This is a genomic window from Bradyrhizobium sp. WCU1, assembly GCF_053474805.1.
In genome coordinates this window covers 1,079,804-1,097,761 of sequence record NZ_CM130280.1, presented here as the reverse complement: position 1 = coordinate 1,097,761, position 17,958 = coordinate 1,079,804, and the positions used below count along the sequence as shown (strand labels likewise).

Annotated in this window: 13 protein-coding genes; 6 read left to right on the top strand and 7 right to left on the bottom strand. The window is 64.3% G+C overall.

The genetic code is table 11. From position 1 onward, the window contains the following. Positions 1-126: 126 nt before the first annotated feature. On the bottom strand, positions 127-906 hold the full coding sequence (locus tag ACTUWL_RS05010; protein ID WP_021076175.1) for an enoyl-CoA hydratase-related protein: 780 nt from the start codon (positions 904-906) through the stop codon (positions 127-129). A gap of 220 nt (positions 907-1,126) precedes the next feature. On the opposite strand from ACTUWL_RS05010, the gene ACTUWL_RS05005 reads away from it, so the two are divergent. Continuing rightward, positions 1,127-2,401, top strand: a complete 1,275-nt coding sequence (locus ACTUWL_RS05005) for an acyl-CoA dehydrogenase family protein (RefSeq protein WP_021076174.1) — start codon at positions 1,127-1,129, stop codon at positions 2,399-2,401. A 218-nt stretch (positions 2,402-2,619) separates the two neighbouring features. Here the strand turns inward: ACTUWL_RS05005 and ACTUWL_RS05000 are convergent, their stop codons facing one another. After that, positions 2,620-4,200: a fatty acid--CoA ligase gene (locus ACTUWL_RS05000; protein ID WP_021076173.1), complete on the bottom strand. Its 1,581-nt coding sequence runs from the start codon at positions 4,198-4,200 to the stop codon at positions 2,620-2,622. Between the two features lie 239 nt (positions 4,201-4,439). Further along, positions 4,440-5,315 (bottom strand): SDR family oxidoreductase, encoded by an 876-nt coding sequence (locus ACTUWL_RS04995; protein ID WP_021076172.1) that lies wholly within the window; start codon positions 5,313-5,315, stop codon positions 4,440-4,442. Positions 5,316-5,415: 100 nt separating this feature from the next. Here ACTUWL_RS04995 and ACTUWL_RS04990 point away from each other — a divergent pair, with 100 nt between their 5' ends. The 4 genes from ACTUWL_RS04990 (at position 5,416) to ppc (ending at position 12,383) form a co-directional block, all read left to right on the top strand. Then, on the top strand, positions 5,416-6,225 hold the full coding sequence (locus ACTUWL_RS04990; RefSeq protein WP_021076171.1) for a crotonase/enoyl-CoA hydratase family protein: 810 nt from the start codon (positions 5,416-5,418) through the stop codon (positions 6,223-6,225). 85 nt (positions 6,226-6,310) lie between these two features. Next, positions 6,311-7,858, top strand: a complete 1,548-nt coding sequence (locus tag ACTUWL_RS04985) for an acyl-CoA synthetase (protein ID WP_021076170.1) — start codon at positions 6,311-6,313, stop codon at positions 7,856-7,858. A gap of 209 nt (positions 7,859-8,067) precedes the next feature. Continuing rightward, positions 8,068-9,360: an IS4 family transposase gene (locus tag ACTUWL_RS04980; RefSeq protein ID WP_203369010.1), complete on the top strand. Its 1,293-nt coding sequence runs from the start codon at positions 8,068-8,070 to the stop codon at positions 9,358-9,360. A gap of 215 nt (positions 9,361-9,575) precedes the next feature. Further along, positions 9,576-12,383, top strand: coding sequence for a phosphoenolpyruvate carboxylase (ppc, locus tag ACTUWL_RS04975; protein WP_106940105.1), 2,808 nt, complete (start codon positions 9,576-9,578; stop codon positions 12,381-12,383). Between the two features lie 156 nt (positions 12,384-12,539). Here ppc and ACTUWL_RS04970 read toward each other — a convergent pair whose 3' ends face one another. The 4 genes from ACTUWL_RS04970 to ACTUWL_RS04955 all read right to left on the bottom strand — a co-directional run bounded on the left by ACTUWL_RS04970 (position 12,540) and on the right by ACTUWL_RS04955 (position 16,440). After that, a complete protein-coding gene (locus ACTUWL_RS04970) occupies positions 12,540-13,652 on the bottom strand; it encodes an SMP-30/gluconolactonase/LRE family protein (protein ID WP_021079891.1) in 1,113 nt (370 codons plus the stop codon). 162 nt (positions 13,653-13,814) lie between these two features. Next, complete coding sequence (locus ACTUWL_RS04965) at positions 13,815-14,729, bottom strand: SDR family oxidoreductase (RefSeq protein ID WP_021079892.1); 915 nt, start codon at positions 14,727-14,729, stop codon at positions 13,815-13,817. Positions 14,730-14,882: 153 nt separating this feature from the next. Further along, positions 14,883-16,022 (bottom strand): thiolase C-terminal domain-containing protein, encoded by a 1,140-nt coding sequence (locus ACTUWL_RS04960; protein ID WP_021079893.1) that lies wholly within the window; start codon positions 16,020-16,022, stop codon positions 14,883-14,885. Between the two features lie 4 nt (positions 16,023-16,026). Next, positions 16,027-16,440, bottom strand: a complete 414-nt coding sequence (locus tag ACTUWL_RS04955) for a Zn-ribbon domain-containing OB-fold protein (protein WP_021079894.1) — start codon at positions 16,438-16,440, stop codon at positions 16,027-16,029. A gap of 243 nt (positions 16,441-16,683) precedes the next feature. Between ACTUWL_RS04955 and ACTUWL_RS04950 the strand changes: the two genes are divergently transcribed. Then, positions 16,684-17,931: an amino acid ABC transporter substrate-binding protein gene (locus ACTUWL_RS04950; protein WP_021079895.1), complete on the top strand. Its 1,248-nt coding sequence runs from the start codon at positions 16,684-16,686 to the stop codon at positions 17,929-17,931. Positions 17,932-17,958 lie beyond the last annotated feature (27 nt).

Below are 17,958 nucleotides of genomic sequence, written 5' to 3'. Positions count from 1 at the left end.
CGAAGGCCGGGACCCATAACCACAAATTCCGGTTGTCTCGCACTGCCGGAACGACGATCCCGTTCACAACACTGGCTGCGGCGTATGGGTCCCGGCCTTCGCCGGGACGACGAGTGGAGGGAGCAGCTACCGCCCCAGCCACTTCGGCGGACGCTTCTCCGAGAATGCCTTCGGGCCCTCGATGTAATCCTGCGAGGCGGCCATCGCCTTCACCGCGGGATATTCGCGCTGCTCGGCGATCGCCTGTTCGAGCGAGACTTCGAGGCCCTTCTGGATCGCCTGCTTGGAGGCGCGGATCGACATCGGCGAGTTCTTGGTGATGGTCTCGGCCCAGCGCTCGGCGGCGGCGAGCGCCTCGCCCTGCGGCACCACCTCGTTGACGAAGCCGAGCTCGAGGCCCTCCTTGGCGCTGACATGGCGCGCGGTCAGGATCATGCCCATGGCGCGCTTCAGGCCGATCTGGCGCGGCAGCCGGTGCACGCCGCCGGCGAGCGCAGCGAGGCCGACGCGCGGCTCGGGCAAGGCGAAGGTCGCATTCTCTGCGGCGATGATCAGGTCGCAGGCCAGCGCGATCTCGAACCCGCCGCCCATCGCGACGCCGTTGACCGCGGCGATGATCGGCTTGTCGCAGTCGAAACGGCTGGTGAGGCCGGCGAAGCCGCCCTTGTCCCAGCCGCGCTTGCCGCCGGCGGCCTGCCATTTCAGGTCGTTGCCGGCGCAGAACGCCTTTTCGCCGGCGCCGGTGACGATCGCGACCCACTGCTCGGGATCGGCGGAGAACTCGTCGAACACCTTGTTGAGCTCGAAATGCGCGTCGATATGCAGCGCATTGTAAACCTCGGGCCGCGACAGCGTCACGATGGTGATGGGACCCTTGCGCGTCACCTTGGAGAATTTCAGATCCATGTTTGCTCCCGTCGATTTTCTGCGGCGAAGAATATGGGCGATATCCTAGCGCCTGCGTGCCGTTCCATGCCATCCAATTGCGCAAGGCGACCGCGCGTGCAAGCCTCACTCGACTGCTTGACTTGGCCGCGCGCTTCTCACCTTAATCGATCCGAACGCGGATGCGCAGTAGCGCCTAAACGCAAAACCAGAATCAACAATATCTTCGGGAGAGACCGCCTTGGATTTCAACCTGCCGGCTGACCTGACAGCCTATCTCGCCGAGCTCGACCAATTCATCGAACGCGAGATCAAGCCGCTGGAAGCGGCTGACGACAACATCCGCTTCTTCGATCATCGCCGCGAATGGGCGCGCACCGATTTCGACAAGGGCGGCCTGCCGCGCCATGAATGGGAGCTGTTGCTGCGCAAGGTCAAGAACCTGGCCGACGCCGCCGGCCATCTGCGCTTTGCGATCCCGAAGCGTTACGGCGGCAAGGACGGCTCCAATCTCTGGATGGCCGTGATCCGCGAGCATTTCGCCTCGAAGGGGCTTGGCCTGCACAACGATCTGCAGAACGAGCATTCGATCGTCGGCAACCTGCCGATCGTCACCATGCTCGACCGCTACGGCACCGACGAGCAGAAGGCGATGATCGACGGCTCGATCACCGGCAAGTACCGCATCACGTTCGGTCTGACGGAGCCGGACCACGGCTCGGATGCGACGCATATGGAGACCAAGGCGGTCCAGGCCACGCGCGACAACGTCAAGGGCTGGATCATCAACGGCGAGAAGATGTGGACGACGGGCATGCATGTCGCCACGCACTGCGCGCTGTTCGCCCGCACCTCGGGCAATGACGGCGACGCCCGCGGCATCAGCTGCTTCCTGGTGCCGGCGAAGTCGCCGGGCGTGAAGGTCGAGGAGTATATGTGGACCTTCAACATGCCGACCGATCACCCGCGGGTCAGCTTCACCGACGTGTTCGTGCCTGAGGATGCGCAGTTCGGCGAGGTCGGCCGCGGCCTGTCGCTGGCGCAATGCTTTGTCCATGAGAACCGCATCCGCCAGGCGGCAAGCTCGCTGGGCGCTGCGGTCTATTGCATCAACGAGAGCGTGAAGTACGCGCGTGAGCGAAAACCGTTCGGCAAGGCGCTGGCCGAGAACCAGGCGATTCAGTGGCCGCTGGTCGAGCTTGCGACTCAGGCCGAGATGCTCAGGCTTTTGATCCGCAAGACCGCATGGGAGATGGATCAGCTGACCCAGGCCCAGGTCGAGCACACGCTGTCGGACCGGGTCTCGATGTGCAATTTCTGGGCAAACCGGCTGTGCTGTGAGGCCGCCGACCGCGCGATGCAGGTGCATGGCGGCATGGGCTATTCGCGCCACAAGCCGTTCGAGCACATCTACCGCCACCATCGCCGCTATCGCATCACCGAAGGCAGCGAGGAGATCCAGAAGCGCAAGGTGGCGGGCTTCCTGTTCGGCTACATGGGAGCCAGCAAGCACTGAGCCTGGGCGGAGGAGGCGCAGGAGCGCGGGCGGGTGTTGCGGGGGGAGGAAGAAGAAGGCGTGATGACTCTCTCCGCCGTCGTCCTTGCGAAAGCAGGGACCCACAACCAAGAGAGGTCGTTGATGCGGTAAGCTGTGGCCCCAGCATTATGCCGCAACGGACAGCGGTGGTTATGGGTCCCGGCTCGCGCTTCGCTTGGCCGGGACGACAGTGTGGGCTAATTCACCTGCCGGTCCTTGCCCGCCCAATACGGTTCACGCAGGCTGCGCCGCAGGATCTTGCCCGACGGGTTGCGCGGCAGCGCCGGGATGAAGTCGACCGATTTCGGCGTCTTGTAGCCGGCGATGCGCTCGCGGGTGAAGTTGATGATGTCGGTCGCGGTCGCGCTCTTGCCCGGCTTCATCACCACGACGGCCTTCACCGCCTCGCCCCATTTGTCGTCGGGAATGCCGATCACGGCGGCTTCGGCGACATCAGGATGATCGCACAGCGCGCTCTCGACCTCGGCCGGATAGATGTTCTCGCCGCCGGAGATGATCATGTCCTTGATGCGGTCGTGGATGTAGAGATAACCATCCTCGTCCATGTAGCCGGCATCGCCGGTGCGCAGCCAGCCGTCGCCGTCGATCGTCTTCGCGGTGGCCTCGGGCAGATTCCAGTAGCCGGTCATGTTGGAGCCGGAGCGGGTGGCTATCTCGCCGACTTCGCGCGGCGGCAGCGGCTTGCCGTTCTCGTCGAGAATCGCGAGCTCGACGCCGGCCACCGCCTTGCCGGCCGAGCGCATCCGCTCGAGCCCTTCGACATGGTCTTCGGGCGGTAGTGCGACGATGGTGCCGGTGGTCTCGGTCATGCCGTACATCTGCACGAAGCCGCATTTGAAGACCTCGATGCACTCCTTCAGCAGCGCCGCCGGGATCGGCGAAGCGCCGTAGAGCATGTATTTCAGGCGTGAGAAATCGACCTGTCGCGCGCGCGGCTGCCGCACCACGAACTGCATCGCCGCCGGCACCATGAACAGTTTCGTGATCCCGGACTGCTCGAAGAAGTCGAGCACCTTGGTCGGGTCGAACTCGCGCGCGATCACGCCGCGGGCGCCGTGGTACAGCCCCATCACACCCCAGCCGGAGCCGCCGATGTGGAAGATCGGCATCGCGACCAGCGAGACGTCGTCGGTGGTCCATTTGTTCCAGTCGGGCTTGTCGGCTTCGTTGCCGCTCTGCACGAGGTTGAGGAAGTTGGCGTGCGACAGCATCGCGCCTTTCGGCTTGCCGGTCGTGCCGGAGGTGTAGAGCTGGATTGCGATGTCCCTCGGCTCGATCACGACGCGCGGATCGTCGCCGCTCTGCGCGTCGCGCCAGGCGACGAAGTCAGGCCATTCCGGCGCGCCGCCCTCGGTCGTGATGATGCTGCGAACGCTCGGCAGCTTGTCCTTGATGTTGCGCGCCTGGGTGATGAATTCGGGGCCGACGAACAGCACCGGCGCCTTGCAGTCGTCGACGATGAAAGCGACCTCGGGGCCCGCGAGGCGCCAGTTCACCGGCGCCATCACCACGCCGGCCTTCATCGCACCCATCAGCAATTCAAAATAGAAGTCGCTGTTCTTGCCGAGATAGGCGATGCGCTCGCCCTTCTTGATGCCCATCGCAATCAGCGCGTTGGCGACGCGGTTGGTCTTGACGTCGAATTCGGCGAAAGAGGTCTGCCGGCCCTCGAACTCATAGGCCAGCGCATCGCCGCGGCTCTTCGCGCGGTCGCGCACCATGTCGGCAAGGTTGCTCAGTTTCGGCGCGTTGGACATGTTTCCCCCGTGATGTTTTTTGTTGGCGCGGAGTGTGGCTGCATCGCGCGGGAAAAACAATACGGGGGATGGTGCAGGACGCGTCCACACCGTCGTCCCGGCGAAAGCCGGGACCCATAACCACGAATGTTAATGTGGCGCGACGCTAGGGCCGCAGCGAGCTTCACGACGCGCAACGGTGGTTATGGGTCCCGGCTTTCGCCGGGACGACGGCGGTGATTGCAGCAAGAACGCGGGCCTTACCCTCGCGCCGCGCGATCCTTCTCGTTCTGGGCCTTGATCGACTCCCGCGCCTTGGTCCAGTCGTCGTCGCTCCAGTCGCGGAGCTGGTAGAAATTGCCGCCCATCGCGAGCGCCTGCGCGCCGTCCATGGCGATGGTCTCGCCGTTGATCCAGTCGCAGCCGCCGGAGATCAGGAACACCGCGAGGTTCTGCAATTCCTCCATGGTGCCGACGCGGCCCATCGGGTTCATTGCCTTGGTGCGGGCGCCGGCCTCGTCACCGGGCTTGATGCGCTTGCTCATGCCCTCGGTCGGAATCTCGCCGGGCGCGATGGTGTTGAGACGAATGCCGTGACGGCCCCATTCGACCGCGAGCGACATGGTCATGGCATGGATCGCCGATTTGCTCATCGCCGACGGCACCACATAGGGCGAGCCGTTGCGCACCCAGGTCACCGTGATCGACACCACGTTGCCGCGATGGCCGCCGGCGATCCAGCGCCGGCCTACCGCGTGCGTCACGTAGAAGGTGCCATGCATCACGATGTTGGCCACGGCATCAAAGCCTCGCGCGGAAAGCTCTTCCGAGCGCGAGATGAAATTGCCGGCGGCGTTGTTGATCAGATCGGTGAGGGGACCGCTGGTGGTCCAGATCGCGTCGATCATCTCGTCGACCGCCATGGCATTGCGGATATCGACGCCGTGGCTGACCACGCGTCCGCCATGCTCGGCCATCAGCTCGGTGGCGGTCTCGTCGCAAACGCTCTTGCGGCGGCCGCAGATATGGACCTCGGCCCCGAGTTGCAGGAACCGGGTGGCCATGGCCTTTCCGAGGCCGGTGCCGCCGCCGGTTACCAGGATGCGCCGCCCGGCAAGAAGCTGATTGCTAAACATCGTTTCCTCCACGGGGGTTGTCAGTTAATTGGTCGATTGACTAAAAGCGGACAACGGCCTTTCTGTAAAGCGCCAACGAGGATCAGCGGAGGAGATTTCAATGGAAGATCGCGTTTCGATATCGATTTCAGACGGTATCGCCGATGTCCGCCTGGTGCGGGCGGACAAGATGAACGCGCTCGATGCCGCGATGTTCGAGGCATTGGTCGCCGCAACCGACCGGCTTTCCAAGGAAAAAGGGGTTCGGGTCGTGGTGCTGTCCGGCGAGGGCCGGGCGTTTTGTGCCGGCCTCGACATGGGCCGGTTCGCCGCCATGAAGGATGGCGGTAACGGAGTGCCGGGCGGCGAGAAGCGCGATCTCACGATCCGCACCCACGGCAAGGCCAATTTTCCGCAGCAGGCGGTGTGGGGCTGGCGCCAGCTCCCGGTGCCGGTGATTGCCGCGGTCCATGGCGTTGCGTTCGGCGGCGGCTTCCAGCTCGCGCTCGGCGCCGACATGCGTTTCCTCTCAACCGACGCACGGATGTCGATCATGGAGATCAAGTGGGGCCTCGTCCCCGACATGGCGGGCACGCCGATCCTGGCGAGCCTGGTGCGCGACGATATCCTGCGCGAGCTTACCTATACCGGCCGCATCTTCTCGGCGCAGGAGGCCCAGAGCTATGGCCTCGCCACCCGCGTCTGCGACGACCCGCGCACCGCTGCGCTCGAGGTCGCGCGCGAGATCGCCGGCAAGAGCCCGGATGCGATCCGTGCCGCGAAGCGCCTGCTGAACAATCTGTCGGTCGATCCGGCGGCCGCGCTGCTCGCGGAATCCGTCGAGCAGCAGAAGCTGCTCGGCAGTCCGAACCAGACCGAATCCGTGCGCGCCAATCTGGAGAAGCGCGCGCCGAAATTCGCGGATGCGTGATGACGAGCTGGCGTCATGGCCGGGTTCTCTCGGCTATGGCGGACACAACCAACCCTGCTAACCGACAACAAAGAACAAGAACAAAATGAGCGAAACGTCCCAGCCCTTCCTCGGCATCATCTCCGGCGAGCGCAGGCGTGATCACGCTGCGGTCGCCGAACGGGTCGACCGTATCGCCAGCGGCCTTGCCAAGCTCGGCGTCAAGCCGGGCGACAGCGTCTGCATGCTGATGCGCAACGACATCGCCTTCATCGAGGCCGCCTACGCTGCGATGCGGCTCGGCGCCTATGGCGTGCCGGTCAACTGGCACTTCAAGCCGGAGGAGATCAACTACGTGCTGACGGATTCCGGCACGCGGGTCCTGATCGCTCATGCCGACATGCTGCATCCGCTGCGCGGCGCGATCCCGCCTGACGTCACCGTGCTCAGCGTGCCGACGCCGCCGGAAATTCTCTCCAGCTACAAGATCAATCCCGATCATCTCGGAACCCCGGATTTCGCGATCGATTTCGAATCCTGGCTGGCGCAATTCCCGCGTTACGACGGCCCCGTCGTGCCGCAGCCGCAGAACATGATCTACACCTCGGGCACCACGGGCCATCCGAAGGGCGTCCGCCGTTTCGCGCCGACGCCGGAACAGACCGCTAATGCGGAAGCGATGCGGGCGATGATCTACGGGCTGAAGCCCGGGGCACGCGCGATCCTGCCGGGACCGCTTTATCATTCGGCGCCGAATTCCTTCGGACTGCGCTCCGGCCGGCTCGGCGGCGCGCTGGTGCTGATGCCGCGCTTCGACGCGGAGGAATTTCTGGCGCTGATCGAGCGCGAGCGGATCGACACCATCTTCATGGTGCCGACCATGTTCATCCGCCTGATGAAGCTGCCCGAAGAGGTGCGGAAGAAATACGACATGTCGTCGCTGCGCCATATCATCCATGCCGCGGCGCCGTGCCCGGCCGATGTCAAGCGCGCCATGATCGAATGGTGGGGACCGGTGATCTACGAATTCTACGGCTCGACCGAGTCGGGCGCGGTGACGTTCGCGACCTCGGAAGATGCGCTGAAGAAGCCCGGCACGGTCGGCAAGATCTCGCCCGGCGCCGAGCTTCGCTTCATCGGCGACGACGGCAAGGAGGTGCCTCAGGGGCAGATCGGCGAGATCTATTCGCGGATCGCCGGCAATCCGGATTTCACCTATCACAACAAGTCCGAGAAGCGTGCCGAGATCGACCGCGAAGGCTTCATCACCTCCGGCGACGTCGGTTATATCGACGCTGACGGCTACGTCTTCATCTGCGACCGCAAGCGCGACATGGTGATCTCGGGCGGCGTCAATATCTACCCGGCCGAGATCGAGGCCGTGCTGCATGCGGTGCCCGGTGTGCACGACTGCGCGGTGTTCGGCATTCCCGACGCCGAATTTGGCGAGGCGCTGATGGCGGTGGTCGAGCCGCAACCGGGTGTCACGCTCGACATCGCAGCGGTCCGTGCCCAGCTGAAGACCGCGCTCGCCGACTACAAGGTGCCCAAGCACATCGAGATCCAGACCAACCTGCCGCGCGAGGACTCCGGAAAGATCTTCAAGCGCCGGCTGCGTGACCCGTATTGGGAGCGGGCGGGGCGGAGGATCTAGCGCCGCAAACCTCGCCGTCGTCCCGGCGAAGGCCCTAGGGCATGCACACATCTAGTTGGGTGGGGATTCCCGAATCGGTATTTCGTGTGATTCATATTGCGGCACTTCGGCTTTGGCGGAGGTGTCGACATGCTGGCGCAAATTGACTGGTCATTAGGTCGGTTCGGGGATCTCCGCCTCGATAAAGGGGGGCGGCGCTCGTCGAATGCATGGTCGCGGGCAAGGATGTCTGCCTGCGACGGCTGGCAGGAGGCATGCGTGCCCGGGAGGTGCGCTTCAACCGCTTTCTCGGCAATGCCAAGGTGACGACGACGCGGATAATCGAAAGCTGGAGCGATGGTACGGTAATGGCGGCCGAAGGCCGCCATGTGCTGGCGATCCAGGATACCAGCGAGATCAATTTTGCCACCAAGGCACAAAACCGGCGTGGCTTGGGCGAGATCGGTCATGGCAACACCCGCGGGGTGTTGCTGCACCCGATGCTGGCCGCAGACGCGGAAAGCGGCTGCTGCCTTGGCCTGTTGCACGGCGAGATCTGGACCCGCCAGGGCCGCCGCACCGTCTCGCACGACAATCGCGATCTGAAGGACAAAGAATCGCAACGCTGGATCGCGACCGCTCTGGCAGCCAAGCCGCTGTTGGCGAAGGCTGCGATGGTGACCATGCTGGGCGACCGCGAGAGCGACATCTTCGCGCTCTACGCCTGCGCCGCAGAACACCAGTTCCACGTCATTGCCCGGAGCATGCATGATCGCAAGCTGGCGGATGGCTGTGGCCTGTATGCGGCCAGCGAGGCCATGACCAGCATCGAACAACGGACCATCGTATTGCCTGCGCGGGCACAACGGCCTGAGCGGGCTGCGCTTCTCGATCTGCGCTTCGGCGCCGTCGAACTGGCCCGACCGCAAACCAAGTTCCTGCGCCATCTGCCGAAAAGCCTACCCTTGATCCTGGTCGATGTGCGCGAGATCGAGCCGCAGGCCGGGATCGAGCCGCTGCACTGGCGGCTGCTCACCACGCATCCGGTGACGAATGCAGAAGAGGCCTGGCGCATTATCGAATGGTACAAGCGGCGGTGGCTGATCGAGCAGTTCTTCCGCATCTTGAAGACACAAGGCCTCAAGCTCGAAGACAGTCAGATCGGGACCGCCGAGCGGCTTCTCAAGCTGGTCGCGATCGCGGCCAAGGCGGCAGTCATCTCCCTTCAGCTTGTGCAGGCGCGCGATGGTCGCGACAACCAGTCTGTCCGAATTGCCTTCAATGCTGGGGAAGTCGCTACACTTGCCGCCCTCAATCGCAACCTCGAAGCCCAAAGCAAGCGGCTGAGAAACCCGCACCCGCCTGACAGCCTCGCTTGGGCCGCCTGGATTATCGGCCGGCTCGGCGGCTGGGACGGCTATCCATCGTCCAAACCGCCGGGCCCCATCACTATGAAACACGGCCTGCAATACTTCCACGCCGCAGCCGCTGGATGGTCCTTCAGAGATCTGTGCATGCCCTAGGGCGAAGGCCGGGACCCATACCGCGTGATCTATCGACGAAAGGCGTTGGCAGACACCTTCCGTATAACTATAGCCGGTGGTTATGGGTCCCGGCCTTCGCCGAGACGACGGCGGTGGTGCACCGCGCAAGTTCATCTTGCGCTGCGGCAAAAAAAGCGCACACTCGGGAGGAGCCGGGCAGCCTCTGGAGTAGCCACGCCATGTCTCCCCAGACTTTGCCTCCCCAAACCATGCCCTCCGAGACCGAAAACCGTGCCAGGCGCGCCGAGGAGGCCAGCCTCCTCGATAAGACGGCGCAGGAGGAGGACGCGCGGCTCCGGAACGACATCCGGCTGCTGGGGCGCGTCCTTGGCGACACCGTGCGGGACCAGGAGGGGGCCGACGTGTTCGACCTGGTCGAGCGGATCCGCCAGACCTCGGTCCGGTTCCACCGCGACGAGGACAAGCTGGCGCGGCGGGAGCTGGAAGGCATCCTCGACAGCATGTCGATCGCCGAGACACTGCGGATCGTCCGCGCCTTCAGCTATTTCTCCCACCTCGCCAACATCGCCGAGGACCAGAACAACATCCGCCAGATGCGCAGCCGCGGCCCGGGCGGGGCGCCGCGGCCGAGCACGCTGGAGCAGACGCTGGTCCATGCCCGACAGGCCGGCATCAGCCCGGCCGAACTGCGCAGCTTCTTCAAGAGCGCGCTGGTCAGTCCGGTACTGACCGCGCATCCGACTGAGGTCCGACGCAAGAGCACGATGGACCGCGAGATGGAGATCGCCGATCTGCTCGATCGCCGCGAGCGGTTGCAGATGACGCCGGACGAGAGCGAGGCCAGCGACGAGCAGCTTCGCCGCGCGGTCGTGACGCTGTGGCAGACCAATCTCTTGCGCCGGACCAAGCTGACCGTGCTCGACGAGGTCGCCAACGGCCTGTCGTTCTACGACTACACCTTCCTGCAGGAGGTGCCGCGGCTGCATTGCGCGCTGGAGGACCGGCTGAACAAGGAGGGTGGCGAGGCCGGTGAACTCGCCTCATTCCTCAAGATGGGAAGCTGGATCGGCGGCGACCGCGACGGCAATCCGTTCGTCACCGCAGAGGTGATGCGCGGCACGCTGCGGCTGCAGTCGAGCCGGGTGCTCAGCTTCTACCTCGAGGAGCTGCACGCGCTCGGTGCCGAGCTGTCGCTTGCGGCGCATCTTGCCGATATCTCGGAGGAGCTGCGGATCCTTGCCGAGCGTTCGCCCGACACCTCGCCGCATCGCAGCGGCGAGCCGTATCGCCTGGCAGTTTCCGGCATCTACGCGCGGTTGGCTGCCACTGCGATGCGGCTCGAGGTCGAGACCACAAGGCCACCGGTCGGCAAGGCCGAGCCCTATGCGACCGTCAGCGAGTTCCAGGCCGATCTCGATGTGCTCGACCGCTCGCTGATCGCGAACAATTCAGGCGTGATCGCGCGGGGCCGGCTGCGGCAGCTGCGGCGGGCGGTGGATTGCTTCGGCTTCCATCTGGCGCGGCTCGACATCCGCCAGAACTCGGCGGTGCACGAGCGCACCATCGCCGAGCTGTTCGATACCGCCAATCCCGGCATGTCGTATCTGGCGCTCGGCGAGGACGCCCGCGTCAATTTGCTGCTCGCGGAGCTGCGCAACGCGCGGCCGCTGGCCTCGCCGTTCGTCAAATATTCCGAGGAGACCCAAAGCGAGCTCGCGGTGTTCCGGGCCGCGGCCGAGGCGCATGCCAAATTCGGCCCCGAGGTGATCTCCCAGTGCATCATCTCGATGTGCAAGGGCATGTCCGACATGCTTGAGGTCGCGGTGCTCTTGAAGGAGGTCGGGCTGGTCAATCCGTCCGGCCGCAGCGCCGTCAACATCGTGCCGCTGTTCGAGACCATCGAGGACCTGCAGGCCTCGAGCGGCATCATGGACCGCATGCTGGTGCTGCACGACTACCGCAAGCTGGTCGACAGCCTTGGCAGCGTGCAGGAGGTGATGCTCGGCTATTCCGACAGCAACAAGGATGGCGGCTTCGTCACCTCGGGCTGGGAGCTCTACAAGGCCGAGATCGGCCTCGTCGAGGTGTTCGAGCGCCACGGCGTGCGGCTGAGGCTGTTTCATGGCCGCGGCGGCTCGGTCGGCCGCGGCGGTGGTCCGAGCTATGATGCGATCATCGCGCAGCCCGGCGGTGCGGTGAACGGCCAGATCCGCATCACCGAGCAGGGCGAGATCATCTCGTCGAAATATTCCAATGCCGAGGTCGGCCGCAGCAATCTGGAAATCCTCGCCGCGGCGACGCTGGAAACCAGCCTGCTGCAGCCGCGGCAGAGCGCGCCGCGCCCCGAATATCTGAGGGCGATGGAGGAGATTTCCGCGCTCGCCTTCAAGGCCTATCGCGGGCTCGTCTATGAGACCCCGGGGTTTGCCGATTACTTCTGGGGCTCGACCGTGATCAACGAGATCGCGACCTTGAACATCGGCAGCCGTCCGGCCTCACGCAAGAAGACCCGCGAGATCGAGGACCTGCGCGCCATTCCCTGGGTGTTCTCCTGGGCGCAATGCCGGCTGATGCTGCCCGGCTGGTACGGTTTCGGCGCGGCGGTCGAGACCTGGATATCGCAGCATCCGGAGCAGGGCATGCCGTTCCTGCAGGAGCTCTACAAGGAATGGCCGTTCTTCCGCACGCTGCTATCAAACATGGACATGGTGCTGGCCAAGAGCTCGATCGCGATCGCCTCGCGCTATGCCGAACTGGTGCCCGACGTCGCCCTGCGCGAGAAGATTTTTGGCCAGATCCGCCGCGAGTGGCATCTCGCGATCGAGACGTTGCTCGACATCATGGGCCACGACCGGCTGCTGCAGGGCAACCCGTTGCTGGAACGCGGCATCCGCAACCGCTTCCCCTACATGGATCCGCTCAACCACGTGCAGGTCGAGTTGTTGAAAGAGCATCGCGCGCAGAACCCGGACGAGCAGGTGCTGCGCGGGATTCAGATCACGATCAACGGCATTTCCGCGGGGTTGAGGAATAGCGGTTAGCCACTGAGGAAGAGCGACTAGCCTCAATGTCGTCCCGGCGAAAGCCGGGACCCGTAACCACAACTGGCCGTGTCGTGAACGGTTTGGGCCCCAGCCTTTTCGAGCAATCAACAGCGGTGCTAATGGGTCCCGGCCTACGCCGGGACGACGACAGCATCAGCAGTTGTGCGCGCCCCGTGTCTCCACATACACCGCGTAGAGCGACTGGCTCGCGGTCATGAACAGGCGGTTGCGCTTCTTGCCGCCGAAGGTGAGGTTGGCGCAGGTTTCCGGCAGCAGGATCTGGCCGATGCGTTGACCGTCGGGCGCGAACACCTGCACGCCGTCATAGCCCGGTCCGACCCAGCCGGCGCCGACCCAGATGTTGCCGTCGATGTCGACCCGCATGCCGTCCGGGAAGCCCGACTTGCCGTCCAGCGTCATGTCGATCAGCGTGCGCGGGTTGGACAGCTTGTCGCCGTTGAGGTCGTACTGCCAGACGATGTTCTTGGCGTTCGGATAATGCGTGATGCCGGTGTCGCAGACATAGACCTTCTTGTAGTCGTGGCTGAAGGCGATGCCGTTCGGTTTGAACGGCTCGTCCGCGACCTTGGTGATCTGGCCGGTGGACGCATCGATGCGGTAGACGGCTTCCTTCTGGTAGGGCTGGTTCGAGCCGGTGTTGGCGCGCTGGCCCTCATAGATCGAGATCGCGCCGTAGCCGGGATCGGTGAACCAGATCGACTTGTCGTTGGGATGGACGACCATGTCGTTCGGCCCGTTGAGCTGCTTGCCGCCCGCCTGCTCCGCCAATGAGGTGACGGTTCCGTCGTGCTCGTAGCGCACCAGCCGCGTGCGCTCGGCGGTGATCTGCCTTCCCTCGAAATCGAAGGTCGAGCCGTTGGCCTCGTTCGACGGCTTGTGGAACTGCTCGGAGATGTGGCCGTCATCGTCGAGATAGCGCAACTGCCGGTTGGCCGGAATGTCGCTCCACACCAGATACTGGCCCTGCGCGTTCCAGGCCGGGCCTTCCGCCCACAGGCAGCCGGTGTAGAGCCGCTTGATCGCGGTGTTGCCGACTTTGGCCTTGAAGCGCTTGTCGTCGATCACGACGATGTCGGGATCGGGATAACGCTGCGGCTCCGCATTGCGGCCGTAGTCGCGCGCGGATGCACCGGACGCCGCCATCGCCGTCGCAGCAAGCGCGGTTGCACCGCGCAAAATGGTTCGACGGTCGAACGCCTTCGTTCCGTCGGCCTCGTGTTGCTCTGTGTTGTTTGGATTTGTCACGAAGTCCTCCCAGGCTTTTTGTTATGGGGAGGACGATCATGCGCCCGCAATTCTGGCACAATGCGGGCACGCCATGAAAAAACAACCAAGGAGTGTGTCGCCCCCGCGGCTTCGCGGAGGCGACTTTTTCATAAAACTGTCAGATCGGATCAGATCGCAGGATCAGATCGGATCCCAGGTGAAGACATCCGCCGAGCGGTCGAGCGGGGAGAACGATGCCTTCAGCGCCGGCATGCCGTGTTCGGCAATGGTCTCCGGCGTCCAGCCTTCGCCGCGATGCACCGAGCGCACCGGACGATGCTGGCCGAACAGGAAGATCTCGTTCATGCGCACGCCGAAGATCTGTCCGGTGACGTCCTTGGCGGCGTCCGAAAGCAGGTAGGCGCAGACCGGCGCGATCTTCTCCGGGCCCATCTGCTTGATCTTCTCGACGCGCGCCTTCTGGGCGTCGGTCTCGGTCGGGATGGTGCCGATCATGCGGGTCCAGGCGAACGGCGAAACGCAGTTCGAGCGCACGTTGAAGCGGCCCATGTCGAGCGCGATCGACTTCGACAGCCCGACGATGCCGAGCTTGGCGGCGGCGTAGTTGGCCTGGCCGTAATTACCGATCAGGCCGGAGGTCGAGGTGAAGTGCACGAACGAGCCCTGTTCCTGCTCGCGATAGATCCGCGCCGCGGCGTGGCTGACATAGAACGAGCCCATCAGGTGCACCTTGATGACGGCCTCGAAGGCTTCCACGCTCATCTTGTGGAAGATCATGTCGCGCAGGATGCCGGCGTTGTTGACCACGCCGTCGAGCCGGCCGAAATGATCGGTCGCGGTCTTCACGATCCTGCTGGCCGGAATGGCTTCCGCCACCGACTCGAAATTGGCAACGGCGGTGCCGCCGCGCTTCTTGATCTCCTCGACCACCTCCTCGGCGGGGGCCGCGCTCGAGCCGCCGCCGTCGGCCGCGCCGCCGGGATCGTTGACCACGACCTTGGCGCCTTCCGCCGCACAGAGCAGCGCGATCTCGCGGCCGATGCCGCGGCCCGCGCCGGTGACGATGATGACTTTATCCTGCAGTGATTTTGCCATGTGGGTTCTCCGCTTTCGATTGCTCTCTTCGTCGTCATTCCGGGGCGCGCGAAGCGCGAGCCCGGAATCCATTTTGCCGCACGATGGATTCCCCGATGCGCAATTGCGCATCTGTGGCCTGCGCCTGACGGCGCATCCCGGAATGACGAATGACTATTTCTCGTTCGTAAAGATGATCGTGCCTGACGCAGCGAACATGCCGCCGACGCCGTGGCAGACCGAGATCTTGGCGTTCGGCACCTGCGCAGGTGCAATGCCGCGCATCTGCCGCACGCTCTCCTGCAATGCGTACATGCCGTACATGCCGGAGTGCATGTAGCTGAGGCCGCCGCCATTGGTGTTGAGCGGCAGCTTGCCGCCGGGGCGGGTGTTGCCGTCGGCGATGAACTTGCCGGTCTCCTCATGGGGCATGAAGCCGAGGTCGCCGAGGCCGTACAGCGGCAGGTGCGCGAAGGCGTCGTAGATCATCAGATGATCGACGTCCTTGTGGGTGATGCCGGCCTCCTTGAACGCCAGGGGACCTGCCACCTTGAAGGCGCGCGACGAGTCGAACGTCTTCATCTGGCTGACCATCGGCGTTTCGACGCTCTCGCCGGTGCCGAGGATGTAGACCGGCTTTTGCGGGAAATCCTTGGCGCGGTCGGCCGAGGTGAGGATCAGCGCGCCGCCGCCGTCGGTGACGAGGCAGCATTGCAGCAGCCGGAACGGATAGGCGATCATCCGCGAGTTCAGCACGTCGGCGACCGTGATCGGGTCCTTCATGGTCGCGCGCGGGTTCTTCGCCGCCCATTCGCGCTGCACAACGGCGACCATCGCGAGCTGTTCATGGGTGATGCCGTGCGTCTTCATGAAGCGCAGCACCGGGATCGGGAACATGCTCGGCGGCCCGTAGACGCCGAACGGCGATTCGAACTGCCCATTGAGGCTGTCGGGCGCGGTGAAGCGCGGCTGCTTGCCGATCATCGACTTGCCGCTCTCGGCATGGGTGATCAGCACGGTCTTGCACAGGCCGGCCTCGATCGCGGCGGCGGCGTGGCGGACATGCAGCATGAAGGAGCAGCCGCCGACCGAGGTGCCGTCGACCCAGGTCGGCGTGATGCCGAGATAGTGCGCCATCTGCTGCGGGGTCTCGACCGCGGTGGCGAAGCCGTCGATGTCCGACAGTTTCAGTCCGGCGTCCGCGATCGCATTCAGCGCCGCGTCCGCGTGCAGCTGGATCTGCGACATGTTGGGGATGACGCCGAGCTCGGTGGTTTCGGCCGCACCGACGACGGCAACCTGGTTCCTGCGCATCGCGTTACCCTTTCGCCGGACGGAACAGGGGAAGGGTGATCTTGTCGTCGAGCGCCTCGAAGGCGACCTCGAGCGGCATGTCGAGCTCGAGCGCTTCCGGCGTCTGCGGGCAATCGATGATGTTGCTCATCATGCGCGGACCTTCGTCGAGCTCGACGATGGCGATCGCGTAAGGCGGCGTGAAGCCGGGTGCGGCGGGACGATGATTGATGACGTAGCTGTACAGCTTGCCCTTGCCGCTGGCCTTGAATACCGAGACCTTGCGCGAGGCGCAGGACGGGCAGAACGGCCGCGGCGGAAAGTAGACATTGGCGCAGGCGTCGCAGCGCTGCAGGCGCAACTCGCCGGCCTTGGTGCCGTCCCAGAAATGCTGGGTCTCAGGTGTCGGTTTTGGTTTCGCGCGCGCTGGCTCGGCCATGGCTGATGTTTCCTCCCGAAGTCGTTCCGGTCTTGATGCGCCATCGGACCGAGGCCCGTCAACGGTCCATCCATGCCCTGCGCAGCGGCCTGTGTCCGGCGCATGCCGCATATTCCGCCCCTCGCACAATTGCTAAGGCTGCGATGCTTGTGTCGCCTCGATCCGGCGCGTAGAAGGGCCGCGTCCAACACGGCTCCAAGATACGTTCGAGACACGTCCAAGATACCCGGGAGGAATAATATCATGCTGAGGATCATCGGCGCGGCACTCGCTGCCAGCCTCGCATTTGCCGCGCAGGCAATCGCCGCCGACGCACCGTCGGAGATCAAGATCGGCACGCTGTACGCGTCCTCCGGGCGCTACGCCTCGATCTCGATGCCGGTCTACAGCTCGCTGAAATTGTGGGTCGAGCAGAAGAACGCCGAGGGCGGCGTCTTCGTGAAGGCGTTCGACAAGAAGATCCCGATAAAGCTGGTCTCCTATGACGACCAGAGCAACACCGCGACCGCCTCGACGCTCTATAACCAGCTGATCACCCAGGATAAGGTCGATCTCCTGGTCGCCGATTCCGGATCGGTGCTGACGGCGCCCGCGGTCGCGATCGCGCGCGATCACAAGATGTTCCTGTTCGACCAGACCGGCACCGGCGCGAGCTTCTTCTCCAAGGACAATCCTTATATCGCGCTGATGGCCGACCCGGTGTCGACGATCTGGCCGAAGCCGGTCGCCGACTTCATCAGCCATGACGGCCCTGGCCTCGGCATCAAGAAGGTCGCGATCCTCTACGCGACCAACGAATTCACCGGCACCCAGGCCAATGCGTTCCGCAAGTTCGTCAAGGATTCCGGCGCGCCGATCGAGATCGTCTACGACCAGGGCGTTCCGACCGAGACCACCAACTACAACGTCATCATCAACAACATCAGCAAGACCAATCCCGATGCGGTGATCCATTTCGGCTATGCGCCGAACGACATCGCCTTCCTGCGCAACGTCCAGGATGTCGGCACCAAGTTCAAGATGCTGTTCGCGATCTATGCCGGCCTCGAGACCGAGCTGCTGGAGAAGAATGTCGGCGCCAAGGGGCTGGAGCACATCTGGACCTATGTGCCGCCGTCCGAGCTGGATTATCCGGTCAATTTCGGGATGACCATGAAGGATTTCCGCGAAGCCTGGCTGAAGAAATACAACGACGGCAAGATGGAGTTCGGCTTCAACGCGGTGGCCGGCTACACCACGGCGCTGGTGATCGAGAAGACGCTCTCGGTTGCGACCAGCCTCGACCAGATGGAGCTGCGCCGCGCGGTGTTCTCGCTCAGCGGCCAGCTCAAGACCCTGGACGGCACCTTCGCGCTGGACGAGACCGGCGGCCAGATCGGCGAACTGACGCCGCTCGGTCAGCTCACGGTCGACGAGCACGACCACATCAAGTTCGTCTCGATCTACCCGCACGAGACCGCCACCGGCAAGCCGATCTATCCGGCGCCGTGATGCAGTCTGAAGCGGCAGGCGTAACCT

Excerpts from the sequence above, each read along its gene's own strand:
- ACTUWL_RS05010 (WP_021076175.1), bottom strand. The coding sequence starts at position 906 with ATGGATCTGAAATTCTCCAAGGTGACGCGCAAGGGTCCCATCACCATC.
- ACTUWL_RS05000 (WP_021076173.1), bottom strand. The coding sequence starts at position 4,200 with ATGTCCAACGCGCCGAAACTGAGCAACCTTGCCGACATGGTGCGCGAC.
- ACTUWL_RS04995 (WP_021076172.1), bottom strand. The coding sequence starts at position 5,315 with ATGTTTAGCAATCAGCTTCTTGCCGGGCGGCGCATCCTGGTAACCGGC.
- ACTUWL_RS04990 (WP_021076171.1), top strand. The coding sequence starts at position 5,416 with ATGGAAGATCGCGTTTCGATATCGATTTCAGACGGTATCGCCGATGTC.
- ACTUWL_RS04985 (WP_021076170.1), top strand. The coding sequence starts at position 6,311 with ATGAGCGAAACGTCCCAGCCCTTCCTCGGCATCATCTCCGGCGAGCGC.
- ACTUWL_RS04980 (WP_203369010.1), top strand. The coding sequence starts at position 8,068 with ATGGTCGCGGGCAAGGATGTCTGCCTGCGACGGCTGGCAGGAGGCATG.
- ACTUWL_RS04965 (WP_021079892.1), bottom strand. The coding sequence starts at position 14,729 with ATGGCAAAATCACTGCAGGATAAAGTCATCATCGTCACCGGCGCGGGC.
- ACTUWL_RS04960 (WP_021079893.1), bottom strand. The coding sequence starts at position 16,022 with ATGCGCAGGAACCAGGTTGCCGTCGTCGGTGCGGCCGAAACCACCGAG.
- ACTUWL_RS04955 (WP_021079894.1), bottom strand. The coding sequence starts at position 16,440 with ATGGCCGAGCCAGCGCGCGCGAAACCAAAACCGACACCTGAGACCCAG.
- ACTUWL_RS04950 (WP_021079895.1), top strand. The coding sequence starts at position 16,684 with ATGCTGAGGATCATCGGCGCGGCACTCGCTGCCAGCCTCGCATTTGCC.